The organism is Streptomyces sp. VRA16 Mangrove soil (assembly GCF_017377775.1).
Taxonomy (GTDB): Bacteria; Actinomycetota; Actinomycetes; order Streptomycetales; family Streptomycetaceae; genus Streptomyces.
This window is the reverse complement of record NZ_JAFVLN010000005.1, coordinates 63,772-88,832: the sequence shown is the minus strand read 5'-3', so window position 1 is coordinate 88,832 and position 25,061 is coordinate 63,772. Positions and strand designations below refer to the sequence as shown.

Here is a 25,061-nt window from a genome sequence, read left to right as displayed (position 1 = left end):
CGCAACAACCTCCCATCAGCGAAACCTCAAGGCAACGGGGGCGACAGGTCACCACGACAGAGAGGGCGACATCATGCCGCTGAGCGACGACGAACTGCGCATCCTCGAGGAAGTACGCAAGCGCTCCGAGCAGGAGCACGCGGAATTCCAGGCCAAGCAGGAGGCCGACCGCCAGGCACGGATCGCGGAGGAGGCCCGCCGCCGTGCGGAGGAGCGCCCGCACTCCGGGCCCACCTGGTAGGTCATTGCGAAAGTTCCGCTCATCGCACCACACGTTTCGAGATCAGAGGAGATCCGATGAAACGGAGATTCGGTAGGGCGGCCGGCGTTTCGGCGCTCATGACTGCCATGGTGCTCGGCTTCGGCGGCGTGGCCGAAGCCGCTCCGACATCCTCGTCTTTGCAGGCATCGACTCGCGTTTCGCACGCGACCACCGCAACGATGCAAGGTGCGCGGCAGTACCGAACCACCGAGACCATCAACATCGGGGGCATGTACTCCTGGCAGTGCCCGGTCTACGGCCAGCTGTACGTGGCCTACGGCTACGCACGCGGCTACCGCTGCTTCCCCGTGAGCTGGCTCTACTCGTACCTCGTCGTGTATCGGTAACGGCAACTAATACTCCAGCTGTAGTTCGTGATCTTGCTGGTGGGCGTGGCTGAGGGCGCTGGTTGGCTACCGAGGGTCTCAGCTGGCCGATGTGCGTGTTGCGCCGAGGGGTCTGGGGCGTCGGGGCGTTTCTGAGCCCGTCGGGACGGCAGCAGTGGGCCCCGCGCCCCAGCTATCGGTGGCTGCACGTACGGTCTGCGCATGACTGATCAGTGGTGGGTGGGCGTGCGTCGGCGGGTCGAGGCGGCGGGTGCAGGGCCTTCCGGCAGCAAGGTGTTCGGGGCATTGGGGCACAGGTGGATAGTGGAGGACCCGCTTACCCAGGGCGAGCTTGCCGAACTCGAGGCTCAGATGGGCGTGCGGCTGCCAGAGGAGTACCGGTCCTTCCTGCTCCACGTCGGCGCGGGCGGCGCCGGCCCCGCGTATGGCCTGTTCCCGGTCCGGCGGGTGCAAGGCCGCTGGCGTTGGGAAGGCGACGGCGCGGACCTGGCCGACCTGTCGAGGCTTGCCGAGCCATTCCCCGACCAGGGCCCGGACCCGAAGCTGCTCGATGACCTTCTTGCCCAACGCCCCGAGGAGGAGGACTTCGACGACATCGAGGACTTCGACGACGCCATCGAGGCATGGGATGAGCGGTGGGAGGTCGTCATGTTCGCCCCGGAGCGCACCGCCGGCGCCGTCGTGATCTCTCACCTGGGCTGCGCCCAGAGAGAATGGCTGATCATCAGCGGCAGCCACCGCGGCACGATCTGGTCCGACTGCAGGGTGGACGACGTAGACCTCGCCCCGCTGCTCGACGACGACGGTACGCCGGTGACATTCGCCCGCTGGTACACCGACTGGCTGGAGAAAGCCGAGCGCACAGCCATGTCGGCTCCGTAGGCCCGTCGGTTTGTGCTGTTGAGCGTTGCGGTTGGTCAAACGAGCCAAGTGGGGCCCTCAGCCACAGTGGGGCCGGTGCGGAAACGGGTGCGGCCACCGTTGATCATCGTGAGTTGTGTGGACAGACGAGGAGACGGTAGCCGCAGGTCACAGCATAGATCCCGCCCGTTGGCGGGAGGCGTTCGAGGTGGCTGTGAGCCGGATTGCGGACCGGTTCGCCCGGGTCGAACCCCGCCTGCGGGCCGGGCGGTTGGTGCTGGGCCTGTTGTCGGACCTGCCGCGCAAAAACTGCTGGACGATCGCGGAGTGGGCCGGGGAGAGGACCCCGCACGGCATGCAGCACCTGCTGTGTCGGGCCTCCTGGGATGCCGACGCCGTCCGCGACGATGTCCGCGAATACGTCGTCGAACACCTCCACGACGAGGAAGCGGTGCTGGTCGTCGACGAGACCGGCGACCTGAAGAAGGGCACCCACACCGTCGGGGTCCAGCGCCAGTACACCGGCACCGCCGGACGCATCGAGAACTCCCAGGTCGCCGTCTACCTCGTCTACGCCGGCGCCCGGGGACACGCGGCGGTGGACCGCGAGCTGTACATCCCGCGCTCCTGGACGTGCGACGCGGACCGCTGCCGGGCAGCGGGGCTCGGCGAGGACACCGTCTTCGCGACCAAGCCCGAACTGGCCCGCACAATGATCGAACGCTTCCTGGACGCCGGACACCACGTGGGCTGGGTCACCGGGGACGAGGTCTACGGCGGCAACCCGAAACTGCGCACGGCTCTGGAGGAACGCGGCATCGGCTACGTCCTCGCGGTGGCCTGTTCGGCCGAAGTGTCCACCAGCGCGGGCACCTTCCGCACCGACGCGCTGGCGAAGAAGGTTCCGAAGCGTGCCTGGCAGAAGCTCTCAGCCGGACGTGGCGCGAAGGGGCAGCGGTTCTACGACTGGGCCGTCATCGACCTCGCCGTCTCAGCGCCGGGCAAGCGTCAGCTCTTGATCCGCCGCAACCGCACCACCGGCGAACTCGCCTACTACCGCTGCCATTCCACCGAGCCAATTCCCCTGACCGCCCTGGTCAAGGTCGCCGGCTCCAGATGGCGAGTGGAAGAGACCTTCCAGACCGAGAAAGGGCTGGCCGGACTCGATGAGCACCAAGTCCGCCGCTACGCCTCCTGGACCCGCTGGGTCACCCTCGCGATGCTCGCCCACGCCTTCCTCGCGGTCGTCCGCGCTGACGAACACGCCCGTCACCCCGCCCCGGACGCGCTGGTCCCGCTGTCCTGCAACGAGATCCAGCGCCTATTCATCACAGTTGTCGTCCAGCCGCTGCACGATGTGGCCCACCGGCTCGGCTGGTCCGATTGGCGACGCCGCCATCAAGCCCGATCCCGCACCAGTCATTACCGGCGACAAGCCGCATGCCGGACATGAAGATCACGATCTACAGCTGGAGTACTAAGCAGCGGCACGCCTTGGGGCATCTGTTGTGCGAGGGACACGCAGCAGCACGAGGCCAGGCGGGTGTGTCGTCGACGGCGGAGTGGACGTAGTCGAAGCCGATGTTGGTGCGGGTGGCGCGTCCGGCCTGGCGGCCCAGGACCTTGTAGCCGACCCATCGGGGATCAGGCCGAGTTTCTTGACGTCGACGCTGACCGCTGTCTTCTCGGCGCATCGAGGGCGAGTTGCCAGCGCATTTTGTTCAGAAACCTGTGGGGCCATGGTGCTGTTCCAGCCCCAGCCCGGCACGGACGCCGGTGCACGACTGGTCCTGCTCCGGACGCTTCGCACCGAGTCATTCGCCGAATAGCGCCACCGTGCACAGGGGCAGCCGGGCGCTCGGTTCGGCCATGGGCACGCCTGTCCCCCCCGGCCCCGCCGCCCCCTCACGACGGCAGCATTCAAATCTCTTGCGGGGAGTCGGACCCCGCTGCGGGCGGGGCGGCGAGGCCGAAGATGATGGCATCGGCAATGGCTTCCGCGTGCCGCCGGATGGCCTCGTCCCCGATGGGTGGGTCGGCCCCGAGCAGGCCGGTTTCCACGGTGTTGGCGAACAGGGCGCCTGGGCCGTGCACCACCATGAAGTGCAGGGCCGCGTAGGGCAGGGGGCGGATCCGGCCGGCGGCCTGCAGCCTGTTCAGGCGGCCTTCCACCAGCGGACGCAGCGGGTTGACGAACCGATCCATGACGAAGCGAATCCGAGCACTGTCGACGCCGCCTTCGTGGTTCAGGATGCGCACCACTTGCGGGAAGGCGGCCGCGAACATGATCTGGTCGACGATCCCGAGGCGAAGTGCCTGGAGATCGTCCAGGGCGGTGTCCTCGGCGGTCTGCCGCCAGGCCTGTTCGGCGTGGGTGAGCGCATACTCCAGTGCGGCGAACCACAGGCCTTCCTTGGAGCCGTAGCGGGCGGTGAGCAGGGCATGGCTGACGTCCAGGCGGCGGCCCAGCTCGCGCAGGGACATGCCGTCGTAGCCCTTCTCCGCGAAGGCGTCGAGTGCGCCCTTCAGCAACCGCGCGTCGTCGAGTCCCTCGCCGACGCGCGGCCTGCCCCGCTTCCGTGGCCCTGATGTCGCCGCCATGCGGAGCGTTCTCCCTCCCGTGAAGACGCTGATCGCACCCATTTGCGTAAAAGGATCAAAAAGCGCAATCTGGTCAAGGAAGAAAATACACGATCGGTCATTTAGGCGCTGGTCGCCGGCTCGGGAACCCCAGGTACCTGTTCGTCCAGCACCGGATCGGCTCGCACAGTACGGCAGCTGCGGCTGATGAACGGCAACACGAGTTGAGCGCTGTGTCCCGGCCCATTCCCCTCGTACGCAGAGAGACAGGCACCATCATGACGCTCACCCCTGCCCGCACGGCCGCCACGCCCTTCCCCGACGGCTTCCTGTGGGGCGCCTCCACCACTGCCCACCAGATCGAGGGCAGCAACGTCAACAGCGACTGGTGGCGCAAGGAGCACGACCCGCCCGCGAAGATCGCCGAGCCCAGCCTGGACGCCTGCGACAGCTATCACCGCTGGGAGCAGGACATGGACCTGCTGGCGGAACTGGGCTTCACCGACTACCGGTTCAGCGTTGAATGGGCCCGGATCGAGCCCGCCCGCGGCTACTTCTCGCGGGCCGAGATCGCGCATTACCGGCGGATGGTGGAGGGCGCGATCGTCCGCGGTCTGCGGCCGATGGTGACGCTGTACCACTTCACGATCCCGCAGTGGTTCGCGGACCTGGGTGGCTTCACGGCCGACGGCGCGGTGGCGCTGTTCGCGCGGTACGTGGAGGAGTGCGCGCCGATCATCGGCGAGGGCGTCACGCATGTGGGCACCATCAACGAGCCCAGCGTGATCGCGGCGATGGCGGGTCTCGCCAACCGCGGCGAACAGGGCTTCCCGCCCGCCGGTCTGCCCTTCCCGGACGAAGAGACCATGCACGCCCTCATCGCCGCGCACCACACCACAAACAGAGCCGTACGCGCCATCAACCCCGACATCCACGTCGGCTGGACGATATCCAACCAGGTCTACCAGGCCCTGCCCGGCGCCGAGGAGGTCACCGCCGCCTACCGCGCCCCGCGCGAGGACGTCTTCATCAAGGCGGCGCGCGGCGACGACTGGATCGGCGTGCAGTCCTACACCCGTACGAAGATCGGCGCCGACGGTCCGGTACCCGTCCCGGCCGACGCCGAGCGGACGCTGACCGGCTGGGAGTACTACCCCGAGGCGGTCAGTCGCGCGATCCGGCACACCGCCGAGCTCACCGGCCCCTCCACCCCGTTGATCGTCACCGAGAACGGCATCGCCACCGGCGACGAACAGTGCCGCATCGACTACTGCGCCGGAGCCCTCGACGCCGTCGCCGCCTGCCTCAAGGACGGCATCGACGTGCGCGGATACCTCGCCTGGAGCGCGCTCGACAACTACGAGTACTACGAGTACTACGAGTGGGGCACCTACAAGGCGACCTTCGGGCTCATCGGCTGGGACCGCGAGACGTTCGTACGCCCCCCGGAGCCTGCGGCCCACTGGCTCGGCGGCCTGGGCCGCGAGCGGGTACTGCCGCGCCTTTGAGCCGTCACTGGAGTTCTGCACGCGCAGAAGGTCCTCCTGCCGTCAGTCCTGTCCCGCCGGTCGGATCCTGGGCCTGCCGATCAGTGGATCGGGCGGCCCTGAATACGACCGCCGTCCTTTGCGACGGTGGAGCCAACGACACAGCTTCCAGGAGTGAACATGCCACGCAAGCCCATCGACATCACCGTCCCCGACCTGTCCGGACGGCGCGCCGTCGTCACCGGCGCAAGTGACGGCATGGGCGTCGAGATGGCGTCACGACTGGCTGCCGCCGGCGCCGAAGTTGTCATGCCCGTCCGCAACCAGCGCAAGGGCGAGGCGGCCATCGCGAGGATCCGCACGGTGACACCCACCGCGAACGTGTCGCTGCGCGAACTCGACCTCTCGTCGCTGAGTTCTGTCGCCGCGCTCGGCAAGACCCTGACGGGCGAAGGACTGCCGATCCACTTCCTCATCAACAACGCCGGTGTCATGACTCCGCCCGACCGGCAGACGACCGCCGACGGGTTCGAGCTGCAGTTCGGCACCAACCACCTGGGCCACTTCGCCCTCGTCGCACACCTGCTGCCGCTGCTGCGGGCCGGCGGCGCGCGGGTGACCTCGCAGAGCAGCATCGCCGCGCGCAGCGGCACCATCAACTGGGACGACCTGAACTGGGAACGCTCCTACGACGGGATGAAGGCCTACCGGCAGTCGAAGATCACCTGTGGGCTGTTCGGTCTCGAACTGAACCGGCGCAGCAACGCCTTCGGCTGGGGCATCACCAGCAACATCTCGCACCCCGGCGTGGCGCCGACGAGCCTGCTCGCCGCCCGCCCGGAGGTCGGCCGCAGCAGCGACACCCTGGGCTACCGCGTGATCAGAGCGTTCTCCCGGCGCGGCATCCTCTTCGGCACCCCGCAGACCGCGATGCTTCCCGCCCTGTACGCCGCCACTTCGCCCAACGCCCGGGGCGAGCTGTTCTACGGGCCGAAGGGGCCCGGCAACGTCGGCGGAGCCCCGGCACAGCAGACACTGTTCCGTCCACTGCGCAGCACCGACGACGCCGAACGCATGTGGCAGGTCTCAGAGGAGCTGACCAAGGTTCGCTTCCCCGACAGCTGACACGGCCCAGCGGCCCGCAAGGGCGCGGCGACACCGCGACTCCGCCCCGCGCGGGAAGGCGGTCGATCGTGCCCTGACGCCACGACGCGCGTCGTAAAGGGGGATCAACAGGCCGTGGATACGCACCAGCACCGGCGATAGAAGTGAAGCAGTACTGAAGGAGGCGAGCATGGTGATCGACCGAAGAGGGCTGGCAGAGTTCCTCCGACGCCGCCGAGAGGCGCTGCAACCCGAAGACGTCGGTCTGCCACGCGGCCAGCGGCGCAGAACAAGCGGGCTGCGGCGAGAAGAAGTCGCCGCCCTGTGCAACATGTCGACCGACTACTACGCGCGGCTCGAGCGGGAGCGCGGACCCCGCCCATCCGAGCAGATGATCGCCTCCATCGCACAAGGGCTCTACCTTTCCCTCGACGAGCGCGACCACCTCTTCAGGCTCGCCGGCCACAACCCACCCCCACGCGGCACGGCCAGCGAACACATCAGCCCCGGCCTGCTGCGCATCTTCGACCGGCTGCACGACACCCCCGCGGAGATCGTCACCGAGCTCGGCGAGACGCTGCGGCAGACCCCGCTGGGCGTGGCGCTCACTGGTGATCTGACCGGCTACAGCGGACCGGCCCGCAGCCTCGGCTATCGCTGGTTCACCGACCCCGCCACCCGCCGACTCTACGCACCCGACGAACACCCCTTCCTCAGCCGCCTGTTCGCCTCGGGCCTGCGCGCAGTCGTCACTCAGCGAGGTCCCGGCTCCCGGGCGGCACACCTGGCGGACCTGCTCCTGGCGCAGAACGAAGAGTTCCGCCAGGTGTGGGACGACCATGAGGTCGGAATCCGCCCCCACGAGGTCAAGCAATTCATCCACCCCGAGCTCGGCGCCATGGAGTTGACCTGCCAGACGCTGCTCGACCCCCAGCAATCGCATCTGCTGCTCGTCTACACCGCCATACCCGGCACCGAGAGCTACGACAAGCTGCAGCTGCTGTCCGTCATCGGAACGCAGGCAATGCGCTGAGCCACACCCGCCCCCCCCCGACCCTGACGCGTGCACGCGCGCCGGGCCGTATCGACGTACCCGCACCCGCCCACCTAGAAGAACATCTGGTGATCGCCATGACTGATCCGAGCGGCAAAGCCGCTCGCGTCACCGGTTCGGCCCGCGGCATCTGCCGAGCCATCGCCCTTCGCTACGCCGCCCTCGGCGCACACGTCGTGGTCAACTACGCCGGCAACAAGGATGCGGCGCAGGACACGTCCAGGACATCCGCAACCTCGGGTCCCAGGCCATCGCCGTGCAGGCGGATGTCTCCGACCTCACCGCCCTCGAAGACCTCTTCCAGCAGGCCCTCAAGGAGTTCGGGAAGATCGACATCGTCGTCGCCGATGCCGGCGTGGAAATCGTCGACCAAGCCATTGCCGACGTCACGGAAGGACAGTTCGACCAGGTACTGGCCCAAGAAGTCGGCAACCGCGGGATCACGGTCAACTCCATCATCCCCACCGCGATCGAGGGTGCCGGTGTCTTCACGGACGTGCCGCAAGACAGCCGCTGCGCGAACTGGCCAAGGGCATGCGCCCGATCGGGGACGGTTCGGACGGGCCGAGGACGTAGCGGACGCAGCCGAGTACTTCGCCGGCCCCCTCGCCCAGGCTCCGCCAACGCCACCCAGGACCGGCTCGAACGCCTTCGCGCCGCCGGCCTGAACGAGGCGGAACTCTCCCGGCTGCGCGCCCCGATCGACCTCCAGCTTGGGGGAGGCACCCCGCAGGAGACCGCCGTGGCCATTGCCGCAGAGATCATCGCGGTCGCCCACGACGGCACGGGACCCCGCTGACAGCACGGCCGGCCTGGCAGGCCCGCGGCCTGCGGCGCATCTCGGCCTCGCCTCGCACCCATTGACACATGGAGTCATCAAGTTTGAGGATCACATCAAATTTGGTGGCACTGTTTCCGTATCAGGTAGACATGCGCAGAAGGGTTCGGCATATGGCGCGTAGAGCAATCGCCCTCGACGACTTCGAGGTCCGCTCGTACCTCGTCGGCGAAGGGCACGTAGACAACGTTGTCAACGATAGTGAGACGGGGGCCTGGATTCCGGCCGTGGTGCCGGGCGGGGTGCACGAGTCGCTGATGGCTGCGGGGTTGGTGGAACATCCGTTCATCGGCGCCAATGAGCATGGCGTGGACTGGGTCCAGGAACGTGAGTGGTGGTACCGCACACGCTTTGCCCACCCTGGCCCGGGCGCGGCCCGGCTGGTCTTCGACGGGCTGGACACGGTCGCCGATGTATGGCTGAACGGCCGTCATCTGGGGCGCCACGAGAACCAGTTCCGTCCCGCGGCCTTCGACGTCACCGACGCCGTGGGCGAGGACAACACAGTCCTGGTCCGCTTTCTCCCGCCCCTGCTGGGCCGCGAGCCCGTTGCGTCCGCTGCCCAGACCATCGAACGGATGCTCGCGCTCATGAACCCGGGCGACGAAGACGACACGGCCCACACGGAGCACTCCGCCGACGCACCCGGCGAGGTGTCGGTCGAAGACGCGCACTGGGCGGTGACCATGCCCGTCGCCGCGCGTGTCCGCAAGGCGGCATTCTCCTGGGGCTGGGACTTCGGCCCGCACGTCCCCTCGATCGGAATCTGGCGCCAGGCCCGCCTGGAGGTGGCGCCGGCGGCCACCCTGACGGGCCACCATGTCGCCCTCACCCAGCTGGACGACGATCACAGCACGGCACGCGTGCGGGTCACCGTCGAGACCTCGAAGCCCGGCGCGGAGCTGACCGCGCACGTGCTGCTGCGCTCTCCGTCGGGCCGCGAGTTCCGTGCCGAGATGCACCTGGGGAGCTCGCCGTCCCAGAGCGAGATCCTTGTCGATGACCCGGAGTTGTGGTGGACGCACGACCTGGGGACACCTGCACTCCATCAGGTCGTCATCGAACTGTGGGACGGTGACGCTGTGGTGGACACGCTGACCGACCGCGTCGGGCTGCGCACCCTCGAACTGAACCGCGCACCCGATGAGGAGGAGGGCGGCCGCTACTTCGGCTTCGTCCTCAACGGCGTGCCGCTTTTCGCCCGCGGGGCCAACTGGCTGCCGGCCAGCTCCTTGGTCGGCTCGGTGGGGGAGTCCACCCATCGGGATCTGGTGCTACGTGCCACCGAAGGCAACCTGACGATGCTGCGGGTGTGGGGCGGCGGCATCTACGAACACGATGCGTTCTACCGGGCGTGCGACGAACTCGGCGTGCTGGTGTGGCAGGACTTCATGTTCGCGAACGTCGACTACCCCGACCGTGAAGCGGGTCTGCGCCGCGAAGTGGAACTGGAGGCCGAGTACCAGGTCCGCCGGCTGCGTAACCGGGCCTGCCTGGCCTTGTGGTGCGGTAACAACGAGGCACTGATGATGCGCGCCTTGGTGTGGGGACATCTGGACGAGGGAGCGGACGGCACGTCCGGCTGGGGACGTCAGTTCTACACCGACATCCTCCCCGGCGCCGTCGCCACCCACGACGGCATCACCCCGTACTGGCCCGGCAGCCCCTACGGCGAGGAGAACGGCGTGCTGTCCGTCATCGGCACGGACGACGGCGACCGCCACACCTGGGAGGTCTGGCACGGCCTCATCATGCCCGGTGTGTCAGTCGGCCCCAGCACCTTCCCCTCCGTCGGCGACGCCCGCCACTACCGGCGCTACGCCGACGACACCGCCAAGTTCGTCAGCGAGTTCGGCATCCACGCCGCTCCGGAAGCCGCCACACTGCGTCGCTGGATCGCCGAGGAGGACCTGACCGTCCACTCGCCGGTCTTCGACCAGCACAACAAGGACCATCCCAAGAACAAGGGCGACGAACTGCTGTCCGTCACCACCGGCCTGCCCGAAGGCCTCGACCAGTACATTGCCTTCACCCAGGCCGTCCAGGCCGAGGGCATGGCCTTCGGCATCGAGCACTACCGGCGGCGCCAACCGCACACGGCCGGCGCCCTCATGTGGCAGTACAACGATGTGTGGCCCGGCTTCACGTGGTCCGTCGTCGACCATGACGGCATCCCGAAGGCCGCCTACTACACCGCACGCCGGGCGTCGGCCCCGCTGGCCCTCAGCTTCCGTACAACACCAGCCGGTGACCTGGAGCTCTGGCTGGCCAACAACACCCGCACCGCGGCCCGCCTGGACGTGGACGTCGAGCTCGGCGCCTTCGACGGCAGCGACCGGACCTCCCGCCGCATCACCGCTGCCGCCGCCCCCGGCGAGTCGGCCCGTGTGTGGTCGGCAGCCGTCGGTGAATTCACGGCCGACGCACACCACTACGCATGGGTCTCGGCGCCCGACGGCCGGGCACCGTCCGTCCGCAAGCACTTCGCGGAGATCAAGGACCTGCACTTCGGGCCGAGTTCACTCGACGTCAAGGCGGAGCCGAACGCCTTGCGGATCCGCGCCACCGGCTATGCGTACATGGTCCGGATCGAGCAGCCGGTCATCGGCATGCGTCTGTCCGACAACGCGTTCGACCTGCGTGACGGCGACGAGATCGTCATCCAGGTGACGGGAGCCGACCCCGCATCCCTGAAGGTGCTGACCTTTCCTTTGACCCAGTCGGCTGGCTGACCGCGTGGGGCCCGGATTTTCGTTCCGGGCCCCGATACAACCTCCTGTGCACCACCACAGGATCCGCCGCCATCCGCCGCCTTGGGCGGCGCGTGGCGGTCCGGACCGGCCGTCCGCGCTCTCCTCCGCGGCACTCGACAACCGAAAGGAACCCGCCATGGTGTGGCACACCGTGTGGAACTGCACTCCCCTGGAAGGCGCGACAGCCAAGGTCGCGACGCTGCAACAGCAGCTTCTTGTGACGAGCAATGTGCACGGAGGGCGGCTACGTGTGCGGTTGCGGGCCTCCGGGACGGAAGGCCCCTCGGTGATCGACGCACTGAGCGTGGCCGTGGACGGGGGGAGAGCCACGCCGCTCCTCCTGCACGGTTCCCCCCGGATCGTGCTGGAGCACGGGCAGGAAGTGCTGTGCGATCCGGCGCCGTTGGCCCTGCGGCCGGGCGCCACGATCGAAATCTCCTGCCAGGCCACGGAACGCCAGTCTGCGGCGGCGCTGTCTCCCGTGCTGGCCCACGGTCAAGCCCGGCTCGAGGCACAGGGCGACATGGCCCCCACCGGCCCTGCCGCCGAAATGCTGAGCGCCATGCTTTCCTTGCCCGGCCTGGGACTGCTCAACGCGGTGACCGCGATCGAGGTCGAGACCCACGGGCCGGTCACCGGCCTGGCCCTGTTCGGTGACTCCATCACGCAGATGGGGTTTTGGCCGGCCGCTCTCGAGCGCCACCTGCGCGCGGAGTTCCCTGGACGCACCGCTGTACGGAACCTGGGCATCGCAGGCAACAGGGTGCTGCACGATGCGCCGAAGTCGCAGCCCACCTTCGGGCCCGCCGCCAGCGGGCGTTTCATTCCTCAGGTGTTCGGCGGCGAGCCGGTCGGCCTGGTCGTCGTGCTCATCGGTGTCAACGACCTGGTGCACCCGGCGTCCTTGCCCGAGGCAGCGGACGAAGTGGTCGGCGCCGACGCACTTCTGGCAGGCATCGGTGCGTTCGCGGCGTCCGCCCGCCAGCACGGTGCGCGGGCCGTCGCCTGCACCATCCCGCCCTTCTTCGGGAACGAGGCGTGGACGTCGCAGGCCGAGGCAGTACGACAGGAGGTCAACACCAGACTGGCGACCGAGACATCCTTCGACGCGGCCGTCGACCTGGACCAGGCTCTGGCCGCCGACGACGCAGCCACACCGGCACAGCGCGACGCCTTCCACATCGGCGACCGGCTCCACCCGAACCCTGAAGGCGGCGAGGCCATCGCCCTCGCGCTCATGCCCGCGCTGCGGCATCTCCTCGCCGACGCCTCGTAAGCAGCTGGTATCCGTCGCTCCTGGCAGGGCCTGGCCCGGACCCATGTACGCGGGGCACGGGCGCTGGAGGCCGGGCCACGAACCCTGTCAGAGGACGTTCTGAGCCGGTACGACCGTCTTGTGGTCGCCTGTTCGTGTGGGTTTGGGCGATCCGGGCCGGTCGCGCGGCTTGGTACTGCTGGGCTATTCGGGTGAGTGACCGCAAGCCCTACAAGAGCGATCTGTCCGATGAGCGGTGGGCGCTGATCGAGCCGGTGATCTCGGCATGGAAGGCCGACCACCTATCCCCGACCGGGCATCAGGCGATACGAGATGCGGGAGATCGTCAACGCGATCCTGTACCAGGGCAGAACCGGCTGCCAGTGGGACTACCTCCCGCACGACCTGCCGCCGAAGTCGGCCGTCTACTACTACTTCGCGGCCTGGCGTGACGACGGCACGGACGTGAAGATCAACGACTTGCTGCGCTGGCAGGTCCGCGAGAAGGCCGGGCGGGCGGAGGACCCGAGCTTGGTCGTGATCGACACACAGAGCGTCCGCGCGGCGGTGAACGTGCCCGCTACCACGACCGGGAACGACGCGGCCAAGAAGGTACCGGGTCGCAAGCGCGGGCTGGCGGTGGACGTCCTCGGCCTGGTCATCGCCGTGACCGTGCCGGCCGCCAGCGCCCACGACAACGCTTTCGGCATCGCGCTCCTCGGCCGAGTCGCTCCCATCGGCACCATCAAGAAGGCGCTGGTGGACCAGGGCTTCAAGAAGACCGTCGTCGAGTACGGCACCATGGTCGGCATCGATGTCGAGATCGTTGAACGCAACCCGACCGACACGGGCGTCGGCTTCGTCCCGCAGGTCAAGAGGTGGATCGTAGAGCAGACGCTCGGCATCCTCATGCTGTTTCGGCGGCTCGTGCGGGACTACGAGAGCAGGCCGAAGTCCTCGGAGTCCAGGGTGCGCTGGGCCATGATCGACGTGATAGCGCGCCGCCTCACCGGCCAGACCACGCCCAGCTGGCGCGGGTGACCGCATGGACGACCAAGTCACGCCGCTTCTGGAACGGATCGACGCGCGTGAACGCGAGCTCGCCGGCGATGCAACCCGGATCCGTGCGCAGATGGACGAGCTCACCGCGCGCCTGCGTGAACTCGACGAGGAGATCGAGAGCCTGGCGGTGATCCGTAAGACGCTCCTTGCCCTCCCGCCTCTCCCGGAGCCAGCCGAGGAGCCGCCCGTCCTGTCGGCCCACCCGGCTTACCAGCAGATCCTCGACGTCTTCGCCGACGCTGTGGGACCGATGCGTGCCCGCGACCTGTGCCAGGCCCTGGACCTCCCGCTCAAGCCGAAGAACATCGAGAGCACCCGGCACAAGCTCAAGCGCCTGGTCAGCCTGGGCGTCCTCGCCGAGACCGAACCGGGCCTGTTCATCCGGCGCCTCCCGTAACAGTCCTCCGTTTCGAGCCACCCGTCCGTCACGGCTGCCGCACTTGCCATCCAGCTCGCGACCCGATCGCTAGTGACCCGTCGTGCGGAGCCACTGCATCGTTGTGACGAGCTCTTCGCCGAAGTCCTCGCAGAGCGCGAGCAACTCGCGACCCGTGGACGAGTCGAGCAGCCCTGCGGAATCGGGGAGGACTTCGAGAGCACCGTGGCAGGCGGCCTCGACAGCGAAGTGGCGCGACGCGAAGTAGCCCTCGCTCGCCTGGTCCGCCAGGTCGGCGAGGTACTGGCGGTGGGCTTCCTCCGCGGGGTGAGAGTAAAAGGAGCCCTCGACGAGACCGTCGAGGTAGGTCGCCAGGCCGGCCGAGGCTTCGACCACTCGCTCGACGTCGTCCACGCCAGCCTTGTCCAGCAGTTCGCCGAAGGTCAGCAGGTTGCCAATAGTCTCCAACTGGAAGAGCTGGACCGTGTCCGGGTCGACTTCAGACGTGAAGAGCGGGGCCGTGCACAGCTCGGCGATTACTCGCCGGTATGCGCGATCCGACTGTTCACCAGCGGGCGATGCTGCCAGTCGGAACAGCGACTCCAGCACGGACTGGTCGACGCCCCATTCCGCATCCAATTCGAACGCGAATATCGGCGCGCGCCACCGCCACAGGGCTAGGGCGGCAGCCTGACGCTGGTGGATGGGCTTCAGGTCCACCAACCGCTCGATCTGCACCACGCTCTTGAGCCAGCCCTTCTGATCTACCGTCCCCGCCCGCGCCCTCTACCTCGGGACACTGTAGAAGCCGCCGAAGGGCCATGTGACCGCCAGGAAGGTGCCTGGCCCAAGCCAACTGCGGGAATCAGGCATACCGGTTCAGAATGTCCTCTCAGACGGCAGGGGCCGCCTGTCGCGTTCAGCAGCGGCGGGGCCGTGCGCGTGCGGGCCCGACGAACGCCCGCTGCTCAGGTGAGTTCCGGCAGCGGGCGGGTGGCGATGGTGCGGGCTTCCTCCAGCGGGAGGCCGAGCATGCGCAGCATCAGCTCTGCCATCTGGTCTCCGGCCTTGCCGGGCAGTTCGGTGTCGGTGTTGAGTTGGAGCAGGCCGATGATGGCCCCGCCGATCGCGCTCAGAGCGATCGTGGAGTCGTCGATGCGGAAACGGCCGGACACCTTGCCGACTTCGAGGTCGCGCAGAGCTCGCGGTCCCAGGCCGGTGTCGGCGTGTACATGCGACAACCCTCGCAGGCGGACGATCTGGGTGATTTCGGGGTGTGTCGCGGCAAGGCGCAGGGTGAGGCGCACGCTGGTGGCGAAGACGTCGGCGGGGTCGTCGAGGTCTGCGGTGTAGCTGTCGAGGAGCTGCCCGTATTCCTCCAGGGCGTCGCCGACGGCCGCATCGAACAGGTCGTTCTTGGTGCTGAAGTGGTTGTAGAAGGAGCCGAATCCGACGTCCGCGCGCTCCGCGATGTCCTGGATGCTTGCGGCGCTCTCGCCGGTCTCGGCAAGGATCTGCCGGGCCGCGCCGATCAGCGCCTGGCGGGTGCGGGCGCGACGGCGCTCGAAGCGGTTGGCGGGCTCGGACGTCTTGTACATGCCTGGGATTCTAAGCCGCTTCAATTCTGATGAAACTTTCACGTGATCAGGGCGGGGCTCCAGCGGGTGATCGTGGCGTGGATGGTGTCGCGGCCGCGCTGGGCGGCCAGCACGACGCGGTCGGGACGCAGGAGCACGGTGCTGCCGCGCAGCCAGTCGTGGAGTTGTCCGGTCACATCGACCAGGGCGCCCTCGGGCGCGCCGGTGGGCTCGGCCGATGGGCGGGTGACGGTGACGATGCGGGCGGGCAGGGCGCGGCACAGCCGGAGCGTGTACGGCGTGGGGGGCTGTGTCGTGAGCAGCGCAAAGCCGGTGCCCAGGGCGTCGTCCAGACGTACCGGCCGGTGGTCGGGGGAGACGATGGGGGGCTGGGGGCACAGGTCACCGGGGCGGGGGCCGCGGGCGATGCGGGACCGGTGGTGGGTCAGGCGTCCGCCATTGAGGGCGGGGCTGAGGCTGTCCAGGACGGTGGGGGAGAGCCCCCCTGTGTGCCGGCCCACCGCGAGAGCGGCCGTGCGGGCCAGCGTGGTGGCGGGGTGCGGGCTCGTCATCGCCCGGCCGATGAGCACGGCGGTGCGGATGAGGCGCTTCGCGTGCGGCTGTCTCTCCGCCTGGTAGGTGTCGAGGAGCGCTTCGGGGCTGCGGCCGGTCAGGACGCGGGCGAGTTTCCAGGTGAGGTTGTGTGCGTCGCGTAGTCCGGCTCCCAGGCCCTGGCCGATGAAAGGCGGGGTCAAATGAGCCGCGTCACCGAGGAGGAAGACCCGGCCGCTCCGCCAGCGGTCGGCGACCTGGGCGCGGAAGGTGTAGGTGGCGGTGCGCAGGACGGTGAGCATGGCGGTGGGGACGGTGCCCGTCCACGGGGCGAGCAGGGCCGACAGGGCTGCGCGGTTTGTCGTCGCGGTCTCGGCGGCGGCGTCGTCGAGCCGGAACTCCCAGCGGTAGCGGTCAGCACCGATCCGCATGTACGTGGCGGCAGCTTGCGGGTCGCAGACTTGATGAACGCCGTCCCATGCGGGCAGTTCGACAGGACAGCGGACGTCGACGACGAGCCAACGCTGCGGGGCGCCAAGTACAAGAGGGCGGGCGCCGAGGGCGGTGCGGGTGAGGCTGGTGGCGCCGTCGCAGCCGAGCACGGCCGCAGCCGTGACGGCGCGGACCTGTCCGGTGTCGAGGTCATGCACCGTGACCTCGATGGGCTGCGAGGTGCCAGGCGGTGGCGTGGTGAGGGCGGTGACTTCGGTAGAGCCGTGCAGGCGGATACCAGGGATCTGGGCGGCGCGGTCGCGTAGGAGCCGTTCCAGTTCGGGCTGGTCGAACATGTTGGCCTGGGGGTGGCCGTGCACGCCCAGTGGCTCGTCGCGCAGGAAGCGGGCCAGGACCCGGTGGCGGGCGTCGAGCAGCTGCATGCCGAGTGCGGGCCGGCTGATGGCACGGAACGCGGTGTCCACTTTGGCGGCTTGGAGGATCCGCAGGACCTCGTCATCGAGGTGGACGGCGCGGGGAAGGGCGTAGGGGGCCGGGTGGCGTTCGTAGATCTCGCAGTCGATGCCATGGCGGGCCAGCAGGATGGCCGCGGTCAGGCCCACCGGGCCGGCGCCGATGACGGCCACGGGCGCGGAGGCTGTGGTGGTGCTCATGAGTTCATCGCCTTCATCAGCGCCCTCAACCGGGCGGGGTCGAGTTCGTTGTCCTCACGCAATGCTTGAACCACCGTGCGCAGCAGGGCCGGTGAGGGGGCGGCGCCCAGGAAGTCGCGTGTGGCGGGCGGCCCCCACTGGGCGAGCCCGGAGGCGGACATGGCAGCCCAGCCGGGGGCGACGGTGTGATCGAAGAGGTCGCCGTCCGTGAAGTGCTCGACCAGGAAACGGTCGGGATCACGCCAGTAGTCGAAGATCTGGCTGCCCTGGATGTGGCGGCCGATGCCCCAGGACCGGCGGTAGCCGCGCTGGGCGAGATAGGTGCCGCCGGCGGCGAGCGCATCCAAGTCGGCGACCTGGTAGGCGGAGTGGACGTAGCCGGTCTCCGGGCCCAGGTGCAGGGCGAGGGTGTGGTGATCGGTCGCCTCGCTGCCGCGGTCGCAGCGGATGAAGGCCATCGTCGGGCCGCGCTCGCGCTGGCCGTCGAGGTACAGGAAGTCACTGACGATCATGCCGAAGTGGTGCAGGTACCAGTCCAGCGTGCGGCGGAAGGTGCGCGTGGACAGCACCACATGCCCCAGGCGTTCGATACGGGCAGGTTCCACCGCGGGACGCTGGGCCTGGTTGACACGGGGAGCTGTAGTGCCGGTGTTGAGGAGCAGGGGTTCCTGGCCGTGCAGCGACGGATGTTCAGTGACCGAGTGGACCACACGCACCGGCAGGCCGGCAGGGTCCAGGAGGTCGGCCGCGAACCCGCCGCCGTACTCGTCATCCAGCCGATGAACCCTCCGGCCGGTGGCGTCGGCGAGACGGTTGAGGTCGTTGCGGGCGGCGGCTTGGAAGACCGGCCCCAAAAATCGGGAGGCGCGCCCCTTGCGTACGACGAGGCAGTGCGTGCCGGCGTGGGTGCCGCGCAGGTACAGGGCGTTGGCGGTGCGGGCGGCCACCTGGAAGCCGAAGTCACGGGCGAAGGCCTCGGCGCGGCCCAGGTCGGGTTTGACGAACTCCAGCCAGGCCAGGTCGGTGACCTTGATGATCGGCTGCGGGGCGCGGCCTGGATGTTCGCCGTGCAGGGCGCCGTCCTCGCTGTGCAGGCCTTGGTGAGGATCGTGCCCATGGGGGAGGGACAAGGAGGTCATGGAGGACTCCATCCGTGCAGGCGAGGGGAGGTCAGGCGGTCGGGGCACCGGCCGGCGTGAACTCCCAGTGGAACGCGTAGCGATCGAGGACGGCCGCGATGCCGGCGCGTGCGGAAGGATCGGCGGCATACGGGACACGGACGGTGAGCCCGTCGTCCGCCAGGACGCAGTCCACTTCACCGACGTCCGCGGGCACTTCGGCGGTGGCGAGCTCGGCGAGCACCACGTCCTGCAGCGCCCTGAGCCGCAGCGGAATCTTGGTCGGCTTGACGACGTCGGTGAGCGGCAGCGTCTCCACGATGGTGATGTCCTTCGGCACCGCGGCCGGCTCGTGGATCAACTGGTGGCAATGGGCAATCAGTTCAGCCGGGGAGACGGAGGCGCCCGGGGCGAGGGTGACGTACGCGACGGGCACCTCACCGGCGTGCCGGTCGGGCCGGCCGGCCGCACTGGCGCCGCTGACCTGGGGGTGCTGCAGGAGGGCGTCCTCGATGACGGCTGGATCGATGTTGTGGCCGCCGCGGATGATGAGGTCTTTGGCCCGCCCGGTGAGATGGATGAACCCGTCGGCGTCGACGCGCGCGAGGTCACCGGTAGCCAGCCAGCCGTCGCGCACCGCGCCCAGGTCGTCCAGGACAGGCCCGGCCGACCCCTGGCCGGTGACGTAGCCGGCGAACACCGTTGGTCCGCGCAGAGCGAGGTCTCCGACCTCGCCGGGCGGCAGATCGTGCCAGGTGCCGTCGTCATCGACGCGCACGCTCTTGGCCTGCTGGTACGGCAGCCGCCGGCCGACCGCCGCCGGAAGGTCGGCGGTATGGGGCGACAGCAACCCGACGGCCCGGCCCTTGCCCGCACCCTGGGTGCGGAACTGGTGTGCCAGGCGGTGCACCTCGTCCCGCAACTGCGCGAACGTCCGGGTCGATCCCTCACGCCACTGTGCGGCACGGGGCAGCACCGTCAACGCCGGCTGCTCCGGCCACAACTCGGCAGCCCTCCGGAGCACCGCGTACGTGGACGCGGGCGACGCCCGTGCGTCCAGCGGCACCGCTTCGACATCGGCAAGATCGGCGGGGTTGTCGTAACTGGCAGGCCACAGCGCAGTGTTGGTGACGCCGGTCATGACGACGTCCGGGCGTTGCGCACCGTGGTCCGCTGGAGGCCCAGGTCGAGGCCGCCATCCAGGCTGGCGATACGCGAGGTGACCACGTCACCGGGTTGCAGATAGGCAGGGTTCTTGGCCTGCCGGGCAAAGAAGATCTCCCACTTGCGGCGGGTGGGCAGCAGTGACCCGAGGAACTCGGTCACCCTGCCCGGCGAGCGCAGGGCCGTGCCCCCAGGGGTGCCGGTCAGCAGCACATCCCCGGGCTGCATGGTCTGGAACCGGGCCAACACGGTGAGCGCCTTGTCCGGACGCGTGATCATGTCAGCGGCCGTACTGTCCTGCCGTACCTGCCCATTGACCTCGCACACCAGCCGCAGCCGCTCAAGGCGGGCGAGGTCGGCACTGTCCACCAGCACCAGCCGCGGCCCCAGCGGGGTGAAGGTCGGATACGACTTGCTCTCATAGAACTGCGTCTTGGGCAGCTGTACGTCGCGGGCGCTGAAGTCGTTCGCCACCACCAGGGCGGCCACGTAGTGCGGCAGCCTCTCCGTGGTGACGTCGGCGCCCAGCTCCAGCTCGGAGCCGAAGACGAGTCCGAGCTCGACTTCGTAGTCGAGCAGCCGCACGTGCGCCGGGCGCTCCACATCGGCACAGGGGCCGGTCACCGATCCGGACGCCTTACGGAAGAACGTCGTGGGCACCAGGTCAGGATCGAAGCCCGAATCGCGGGCGTGCGAGCGGTAGTTCACCATCTGGGCCACCACACGGCACGGGGTGGTCACTGGCGACACCAGCTCGCGCTCATCCAGCTCCTGCCAGCCGCCAGACGCCGCAGCGGCCTTCTCCACCGACTTCCGGTCGGCCAGCAGTTCGGCTGTCGTGCCCGCGTCGGTGTCGATCCTGCGCACCCGCTGATCGGGACGCTGCACCCACCAGGCTTTTCCCGTACGCACTACAGCTGCACTCATCACGGCTCCTGCCTGTAAGGCCCCTCATGCGTTCCGGGGCGGCGTCGGACGGCGGGCACGCTCGGCCTGGTTGCGAGAGGGCAACGCAACTAAAGTTGATGAGATCATCAAACTTGATATTCCCATCTGTCAATGGTGATTCAAGGGGTGGCAGAGCCCGTTCAGCACACGGCTCCGCCGCCCGGGCGTGCGGTCGAGTCGGCCTATTGAGTCCCGCCGGCAGGGGGATTGCCGCCCTTCCGGTCGCCCGAGTTGCGCAATTACGACATAAGGGGCAACCTGAAGAGGTGAAAAAATGTCCGAATGGTAAATAAAAGCCCACGGCGTCAGGGCTCCGACGAAGAGACCGGTCACCCGGGCACATGGCCTCCCGCCGCCCCGGTCAGTGCCACACCGAAAGGGAGAAACAACCATGTCCCGCAACCAAATCGCCACCAGCGCCCGCACGGCTGGCACGCCCGAGGACTATGCCCGCTTCGGAATCGAGGAGCAGGCGATCAAGCCGTGGGAGGACGGACTGCGCACCGACGGTTCAGCGGGCACCTACGAATGGTGGTACTTCGATGCGCACCTGGATGACGGCGCCAAACTCGTCGTGGTCTTCTTCACCAAAGAGTTCAGCGACATCAACAGGCCCGTGACTCCGGCCATCCGGATCGACCTGACGCTGCCCGACGGCTCCCAGGAAGACCGTCTCGTCGAGTTCGACCCACGTACCTTCACAGCCTCGACCGAAGGCTGCGATGTGCGGATCGGAGACAACGTCTTCACGGGCGACCTGCACACCTACACCATCCGCGGCGACGCGGAAGGGATCTCCTTCGACGTCACCCTGACCGGCCAGGTTCCCGCCTGGCGCCCGCAGACTGGGCATTTCGTGTTCGGGGAGCAGGGTGAGGAGTACTTCGCGTGGCTGCCGTCGGTGCCGCAAGGGCACGTGGAGGCGACCTACAGCGCCAACGGTCGCACCAGCACGACCACGGGCGTCGGCTATCACGATCACAACTGGGGCAACGCCCCGATGCTCAAGCTCATGCACCACTGGTACTGGGCGCGCGGCGCAGCCGGCCCCTACTCCGTGATCGCCTCGTACATCACCGCAGAGAAGGCGTACGGCTACGCCGAGATGCCCATTTTCATGCTGGCCCGTGACGGCAAGCTGGTCGCGGACGACAGCAACAAGATCACCTTCGAGGAACTGGGCTCCTACACCGACTCCGTCACCGGCAAGCCCGTCGGCAACGTCACCCGCTACACCTACACCGACGGCGATGAGCGCTACCTCGTCACCTGGACCCGCCACACCGACATCGCCGCAACGAGGATGGCGGACGACATCAAGGGCCCCAAGAAGGTGGCGGCCAAGCTGGCCGGGTTCGACGGCGCCTACCTGCGCTTCACCGGAGAGGTGCGCATCGAGCGCTACCAGGGCGAGAAGCGCGTGGAGGACTACACCGACGAGGCCCTGTGGGAGCTCATGTACTTCGGCAAGGCGCGCACCTGACTCTTCAGGCCGGCGATCCCCAGCTGCACTGATCCGAGAGGTTGGGGACGCGGCCGGCGGTGCGGTAGCCCTTCCCAGGCGGTGTCTCGGCGGTGGAGCAATTGTCAATTCCTGTGGATCACCGTGTGGAGCCTTGGGGGCCCGCAGCCAATGATCGAGGACTGCGAATGGCAACGGATCGGCGGTGCGCTCTCCCGAGTGGCGCCCGTGCCGGAACTCTTCGTGGGGCGGTCACGAGGGCCGTTGTCAGGGGCGATTGGCAAGATTGCGGCCATGAATGTCACTCCTGTCACTCCGCCACGGCCGATCGACGTTGCCGCCGTCTTTCCCCAACTGGCTCCGCTGGCCCGCACGGCGACCCGCCTGCACCCCCGCCCTGGGGCGCCGACGTGGCACGACAGCTCGATCGGCGGGCCGCTGCTGTGGCCCGCTGAGGAGCCGTGGCCGCACTGCGAGGAACCGCATGTGGTGGATGGCATCAACCCAGCCCAGTCCCCGGCGGATCTGCGGCTGCAGCGACGTATCTTCGCCGCCTCGCACGGCCGAGACCTGACTCCGGAGGAACGGGAGACTCTCGAGCGGATCCGGCCACCTCGGACGTATCCGGTGAGGCTGGCTGTCCGGGCGTACGACGGCCCCCTAGCGATGCTGCCCGTCGCGCAGCTGTACGTAAGGGATGTGCCCGATCTGAGCCCGCCGGAGGGCAAGGACCTGCTGCAGGTTCTGTGGTGCCCCTTCGATCATCCGATCATGCCCAGGACCCTGCTCTTCTGGCGGTCGGCAGCCGCCGTCACCGACATTCTCGACACGCCCCCCGAGCCGCCCGCGGTGCAGTTCGGTGGCTATCTGCCGGATCCGTGTGCGCTCGAACCGGAGCAGATCACCGAGTACCCCGACCATCTGGAGTTGAGCGAAGAGCTGCGGGAGCAGCTCAAGCAGTGGAGTGTGCCGCAGGCCGCAGAGGAAGACATGGACCCGGACACGTACTACGACTGTGTGCTGTCCAACGCACCTGGCTGGAAGGTGGGCGGCTGGCCCGCCTGGAACTCCACCGACCCCAGCCCGCAGCCCTGCTCCGAGTGCGGCACCGGCATGCAGGTCCTGATGACCGTCGCCACGTTCGAGGAAGGGGACGACGCCGGGAACAGCTGGTCTCCGCACCCCCACCCAGGTGCTGGACCGTACCCCGGCCACCGCGGCTACAACGCGACCGGTGTCCAGATAGGTCGTGGTTACCGGCAGCACTTGTTCGTCTGCCCGGCGGAGCCCGAGCACCCGCACATCGAGTTGATGTCGTAGCGACCAGCTAGGGCCTGCCTCTTTGACTGCGCTCGGTGAGACGGAGGTGGGTGTGCGGTTCCGCGTGGTTGACCGAGTGAGCCTCGATGGATGATGTTCCGCATGATGATGCGACCTCCTCGCCGAGGCATAGATCCTGTCGTGCCCCCGGTCGCGACGTCCTGGCGCCGCATCGACGCCTGGTTGTCCCGGCATGCGTCGAAGGCTCTAGCAGACCTCGGGCCCCCGGCTTCGTGGCAGTCCATTCAGGAAGCCGAGGAACGCTTGGGGTTCCCGCTTCCCGTAGATCTCTGCGAGTCGCTGCGGTGCCACGACGGAGATACGTCCCTGCTGGGTGTGCTCCCCTGCCGAAGGCTGTATTCGGTGTCGGAGATCATCTGGGGTGGCCCAGCCTGGGTTCATGGCTCCACGAAGTGGCGGAAGCCATGGAACATCACGGCCAGTCAACTTGGTTCGGCGCGGTGACCGCCCCCACGGTCGACAGCAGCGGAGACCTCGACTGGTGGGAGTGAGTCCTATGTCTTGTTGATCGCCTTCGTGCCCGGATGAGGATGCTCGCGAGATGGAATGCGGCCCGGTACGCGAGGGCGAGCTTGTCGGTTCGCATGGCCAGGCCGCGCCACTGCTTGAATCCGCACAGCCGGGCGCGGCGAAGGCGCTGCAGGAGATCTGCAACGCCGAAAGCCGCAGCCGCGCCGAGCGGGCGGTCGAAAAGTTATCCCGCCTCTACGGTGCGAAGTGGCCCAAGGCGGTCGCGAAGATCACCGATGACCAGGACGAGTTGCCGTCGTTTTACGACTTCCCGGCCGAGCATTGGGTCCACCTGCGGACCACCGACCCCATCGAGTCCACGTTCTCCACTGTCAAGCTGCGGACGAACGTCACCCGGGGCGCGGGCAGCCCCTTTGCGGCCCTGGCGATGGTGTTCAAGCTGGGCGCGTGCCACCGGAGCCCATTTCGTCCCCCTGGTCCGGGCCGGTGCGAAGTGTGAGAACGGCGTCCTGGTCGAGCGAGAGGAACTGGCGGCATGAGCGTGCGGGTCCGGGTGTGGTGCTTTCGCCACGGCGAGTCGCAGAACGTCACGGACAACGTCGCCGGGGCCGTGCCGAGCGCTCCACTGACCGAGCGGGGCCATGAGCAGGCCGCTCTCGCGGCCCGGACTCTCGCCGGCGAGCGGATCGGTGCGGTCTACTCCAGCTCGGCTTTGCGCGCACGGCAGACTGCTAAGCCGCTGGCCACTGCAGCCCGCGTTGACGTCCGGGCCCTGCCCGACCTCGTGGAGGTCGGCATCGGTAGGCACGAGGGAAGTAGCGATCCGGACGTTCGCCGGCAGACCGCCGACGTGCTTCGTTCCTGGGTGGTCGACAACGACCTGACACAGCAGGTCGCGGACGGTGAAACCGGCTTCGCGGTCACGGCCCGCATGGGCAAGGTGTTCCAGGCGATCGCCGAGCAGCACCAGGGCGAGACCGTCGCCGTCATCGGCCACGTCGCCAGCCTCACGGTCGCGCTCGGCCGGCTCTGCACCCTCGGAGCCGCGGTCTGGGGCACGCCCCTGCCTCACGCGCAGCCCTTCCTCATCGAGTGGGACGGCTCCACCTGGCGCTGCCCCTCATGGCCAGAAGCGAAGTGACGCACCGCAAACCAGACGACCCAATCCACAAGCCTTGACGATTGCTCTGTCGTGTGTGGGTCCGTGTGCCCTCCGGTCATCCGGCGGCCCGTGCTCCGCGGCTTGGTCTTCGCACAAGCCGTCACTCTTTCGCCGCCCATGCTGCCTTCCAGACCGTGGAATACCGGCAGCACGGCGGCGCCGCCACCAGGGACCGGGCTGC

The 25,061-nt window shown here is 68.4% G+C and carries 21 protein-coding genes and 3 pseudogenes; 15 read left to right on the top strand and 9 right to left on the bottom strand.

Translation table 11 applies throughout. The features are described 5' to 3' along the window. Nucleotides 1–73: 73 nt before the first annotated feature. The 3 genes from J3486_RS15315 (at nucleotide 74) to J3486_RS15305 (ending at nucleotide 2,923) form a co-directional block, all read left to right on the top strand. Nucleotides 74–241 (top strand): hypothetical protein, encoded by a 168-nt coding sequence (locus J3486_RS15315; RefSeq protein WP_207820861.1) that lies wholly within the window; start codon nucleotides 74–76, stop codon nucleotides 239–241. Between the two features lie 569 nt (nucleotides 242–810). Next, nucleotides 811–1,491, top strand: a complete 681-nt coding sequence (locus tag J3486_RS15310; RefSeq protein WP_207820860.1) for an SMI1/KNR4 family protein — start codon at nucleotides 811–813, stop codon at nucleotides 1,489–1,491. A 193-nt stretch (nucleotides 1,492–1,684) separates the two neighbouring features. Then, entirely contained in the window at nucleotides 1,685–2,923 is a 1,239-nt protein-coding gene (locus J3486_RS15305) for an IS701 family transposase (protein ID WP_207821238.1), read from the top strand. A 94-nt stretch (nucleotides 2,924–3,017) separates the two neighbouring features. On the opposite strand, the pseudogene J3486_RS15300 reads toward J3486_RS15305, so the two are convergent. Both J3486_RS15300 and J3486_RS15295 read right to left on the bottom strand, forming a co-directional pair. Further along, a pseudogene (locus J3486_RS15300) lies at nucleotides 3,018–3,145 on the bottom strand (IS481 family transposase); the annotation flags it as partial. Between the two features lie 245 nt (nucleotides 3,146–3,390). Further along, nucleotides 3,391–4,071, bottom strand: a complete 681-nt coding sequence (locus J3486_RS15295; RefSeq protein WP_207820859.1) for a TetR/AcrR family transcriptional regulator — start codon at nucleotides 4,069–4,071, stop codon at nucleotides 3,391–3,393. Between the two features lie 257 nt (nucleotides 4,072–4,328). Here J3486_RS15295 and J3486_RS15290 point away from each other — a divergent pair, with 257 nt between their 5' ends. The 8 genes and pseudogenes from J3486_RS15290 to J3486_RS15250 all read left to right on the top strand — a co-directional run bounded on the left by J3486_RS15290 (nucleotide 4,329) and on the right by J3486_RS15250 (nucleotide 14,000). After that, nucleotides 4,329–5,558, top strand: coding sequence for a family 1 glycosylhydrolase (locus J3486_RS15290; RefSeq protein WP_207820858.1), 1,230 nt, complete (start codon nucleotides 4,329–4,331; stop codon nucleotides 5,556–5,558). 159 nt (nucleotides 5,559–5,717) lie between these two features. Continuing rightward, nucleotides 5,718–6,662, top strand: a complete 945-nt coding sequence (locus J3486_RS15285; protein ID WP_207820857.1) for an SDR family oxidoreductase — start codon at nucleotides 5,718–5,720, stop codon at nucleotides 6,660–6,662. Nucleotides 6,663–6,831: 169 nt separating this feature from the next. Next, nucleotides 6,832–7,674 carry a helix-turn-helix transcriptional regulator gene (locus J3486_RS15280; protein ID WP_207820856.1) on the top strand — a complete coding sequence of 281 codons (843 nt, stop codon included), beginning with the start codon at nucleotides 6,832–6,834 and terminating at the stop codon, nucleotides 7,672–7,674. Between the two features lie 277 nt (nucleotides 7,675–7,951). Beyond that, nucleotides 7,952–8,494 (top strand): SDR family oxidoreductase, encoded by a 543-nt coding sequence (locus tag J3486_RS45200; protein ID WP_374194724.1) that lies wholly within the window; start codon nucleotides 7,952–7,954, stop codon nucleotides 8,492–8,494. Nucleotides 8,495–8,646: 152 nt separating this feature from the next. Next, a complete protein-coding gene (locus J3486_RS15265; protein ID WP_207820855.1) occupies nucleotides 8,647–11,265 on the top strand; it encodes a hypothetical protein in 2,619 nt (872 codons plus the stop codon). Between the two features lie 157 nt (nucleotides 11,266–11,422). After that, nucleotides 11,423–12,562 (top strand): GDSL-type esterase/lipase family protein, encoded by a 1,140-nt coding sequence (locus J3486_RS15260; protein WP_207820854.1) that lies wholly within the window; start codon nucleotides 11,423–11,425, stop codon nucleotides 12,560–12,562. A gap of 191 nt (nucleotides 12,563–12,753) precedes the next feature. Then, a pseudogene (locus tag J3486_RS15255) lies at nucleotides 12,754–13,582 on the top strand (IS5 family transposase). 4 nt (nucleotides 13,583–13,586) lie between these two features. Then, complete coding sequence (locus tag J3486_RS15250) at nucleotides 13,587–14,000, top strand: hypothetical protein (protein WP_207820853.1); 414 nt, start codon at nucleotides 13,587–13,589, stop codon at nucleotides 13,998–14,000. A 69-nt stretch (nucleotides 14,001–14,069) separates the two neighbouring features. Here the strand turns inward: J3486_RS15250 and J3486_RS15245 are convergent, their stop codons facing one another. The 6 genes from J3486_RS15245 to J3486_RS15220 all read right to left on the bottom strand — a co-directional run bounded on the left by J3486_RS15245 (nucleotide 14,070) and on the right by J3486_RS15220 (nucleotide 20,423). Next, nucleotides 14,070–14,720 (bottom strand): hypothetical protein, encoded by a 651-nt coding sequence (locus tag J3486_RS15245; protein ID WP_207820852.1) that lies wholly within the window; start codon nucleotides 14,718–14,720, stop codon nucleotides 14,070–14,072. A 227-nt stretch (nucleotides 14,721–14,947) separates the two neighbouring features. Next, the gene (locus J3486_RS15240; protein ID WP_207820851.1) at nucleotides 14,948–15,577 is read right to left on the bottom strand and encodes a TetR/AcrR family transcriptional regulator; all 630 of its coding nucleotides are present in this window, start codon (nucleotides 15,575–15,577) and stop codon (nucleotides 14,948–14,950) included. A gap of 38 nt (nucleotides 15,578–15,615) precedes the next feature. Then, a complete protein-coding gene (locus J3486_RS15235) occupies nucleotides 15,616–17,214 on the bottom strand; it encodes a bifunctional 3-(3-hydroxy-phenyl)propionate/3-hydroxycinnamic acid hydroxylase (RefSeq protein ID WP_207820850.1) in 1,599 nt (532 codons plus the stop codon). Next, entirely contained in the window at nucleotides 17,211–18,353 is a 1,143-nt protein-coding gene (locus J3486_RS15230) for a VOC family protein (protein ID WP_207820849.1), read from the bottom strand. Before J3486_RS15230 ends, J3486_RS15235 begins: the two co-directional genes overlap by 4 nt. 31 nt (nucleotides 18,354–18,384) lie before the next feature. After that, nucleotides 18,385–19,473, bottom strand: a complete 1,089-nt coding sequence (locus J3486_RS15225) for an AMP-binding protein (protein ID WP_207820848.1) — start codon at nucleotides 19,471–19,473, stop codon at nucleotides 18,385–18,387. After that, a complete protein-coding gene (locus J3486_RS15220; protein WP_207820847.1) occupies nucleotides 19,470–20,423 on the bottom strand; it encodes a fumarylacetoacetate hydrolase family protein in 954 nt (317 codons plus the stop codon). Before J3486_RS15220 ends, J3486_RS15225 begins: the two co-directional genes overlap by 4 nt. Before the next feature lie 412 nt (nucleotides 20,424–20,835). Between J3486_RS15220 and J3486_RS15215 the strand changes: the two genes are divergently transcribed. Then, entirely contained in the window at nucleotides 20,836–21,927 is a 1,092-nt protein-coding gene (locus tag J3486_RS15215; RefSeq protein WP_207820846.1) for a lipocalin-like domain-containing protein, read from the top strand. 606 nt (nucleotides 21,928–22,533) lie between these two features. Further along, nucleotides 22,534–23,226 (top strand): hypothetical protein, encoded by a 693-nt coding sequence (locus tag J3486_RS15210; RefSeq protein WP_307804821.1) that lies wholly within the window; start codon nucleotides 22,534–22,536, stop codon nucleotides 23,224–23,226. Nucleotides 23,227–23,755: 529 nt separating this feature from the next. Here the strand turns inward: J3486_RS15210 and J3486_RS45195 are convergent. Then, a pseudogene (locus tag J3486_RS45195) lies at nucleotides 23,756–23,854 on the bottom strand (IS5/IS1182 family transposase); the annotation flags it as partial. Here J3486_RS45195 and J3486_RS15205 point away from each other — a divergent pair. Next, nucleotides 23,849–24,217: a transposase gene (locus tag J3486_RS15205; RefSeq protein WP_374194735.1), complete on the top strand. Its 369-nt coding sequence runs from the start codon at nucleotides 23,849–23,851 to the stop codon at nucleotides 24,215–24,217. The pseudogene J3486_RS45195 and the gene J3486_RS15205 sit on opposite strands and share 6 nt — an antisense overlap. A gap of 36 nt (nucleotides 24,218–24,253) precedes the next feature. Beyond that, nucleotides 24,254–24,859: a histidine phosphatase family protein gene (locus J3486_RS15200; RefSeq protein ID WP_207820844.1), complete on the top strand. Its 606-nt coding sequence runs from the start codon at nucleotides 24,254–24,256 to the stop codon at nucleotides 24,857–24,859. Nucleotides 24,860–25,061: the final 202 nt, after the last annotated feature.

Excerpts from the sequence above, each read along its gene's own strand:
- J3486_RS15315 (WP_207820861.1), top strand. The coding sequence starts at position 74 with ATGCCGCTGAGCGACGACGAACTGCGCATCCTCGAGGAAGTACGCAAG.
- J3486_RS15310 (WP_207820860.1), top strand. The coding sequence starts at position 811 with ATGACTGATCAGTGGTGGGTGGGCGTGCGTCGGCGGGTCGAGGCGGCG.
- J3486_RS15295 (WP_207820859.1), bottom strand. The coding sequence starts at position 4,071 with ATGGCGGCGACATCAGGGCCACGGAAGCGGGGCAGGCCGCGCGTCGGC.
- J3486_RS15290 (WP_207820858.1), top strand. The coding sequence starts at position 4,329 with ATGACGCTCACCCCTGCCCGCACGGCCGCCACGCCCTTCCCCGACGGC.
- J3486_RS15285 (WP_207820857.1), top strand. The coding sequence starts at position 5,718 with ATGCCACGCAAGCCCATCGACATCACCGTCCCCGACCTGTCCGGACGG.
- J3486_RS15280 (WP_207820856.1), top strand. The coding sequence starts at position 6,832 with ATGGTGATCGACCGAAGAGGGCTGGCAGAGTTCCTCCGACGCCGCCGA.
- J3486_RS15265 (WP_207820855.1), top strand. The coding sequence starts at position 8,647 with ATGGCGCGTAGAGCAATCGCCCTCGACGACTTCGAGGTCCGCTCGTAC.
- J3486_RS15260 (WP_207820854.1), top strand. The coding sequence starts at position 11,423 with ATGGTGTGGCACACCGTGTGGAACTGCACTCCCCTGGAAGGCGCGACA.
- J3486_RS15250 (WP_207820853.1), top strand. The coding sequence starts at position 13,587 with ATGGACGACCAAGTCACGCCGCTTCTGGAACGGATCGACGCGCGTGAA.
- J3486_RS15240 (WP_207820851.1), bottom strand. The coding sequence starts at position 15,577 with ATGTACAAGACGTCCGAGCCCGCCAACCGCTTCGAGCGCCGTCGCGCC.
- J3486_RS15235 (WP_207820850.1), bottom strand. The coding sequence starts at position 17,214 with ATGAGCACCACCACAGCCTCCGCGCCCGTGGCCGTCATCGGCGCCGGC.
- J3486_RS15230 (WP_207820849.1), bottom strand. The coding sequence starts at position 18,353 with ATGACCTCCTTGTCCCTCCCCCATGGGCACGATCCTCACCAAGGCCTG.
- J3486_RS15225 (WP_207820848.1), bottom strand. The coding sequence starts at position 19,473 with ATGACCGGCGTCACCAACACTGCGCTGTGGCCTGCCAGTTACGACAAC.
- J3486_RS15220 (WP_207820847.1), bottom strand. The coding sequence starts at position 20,423 with ATGAGTGCAGCTGTAGTGCGTACGGGAAAAGCCTGGTGGGTGCAGCGT.
- J3486_RS15215 (WP_207820846.1), top strand. The coding sequence starts at position 20,836 with ATGTCCCGCAACCAAATCGCCACCAGCGCCCGCACGGCTGGCACGCCC.
- J3486_RS15200 (WP_207820844.1), top strand. The coding sequence starts at position 24,254 with ATGAGCGTGCGGGTCCGGGTGTGGTGCTTTCGCCACGGCGAGTCGCAG.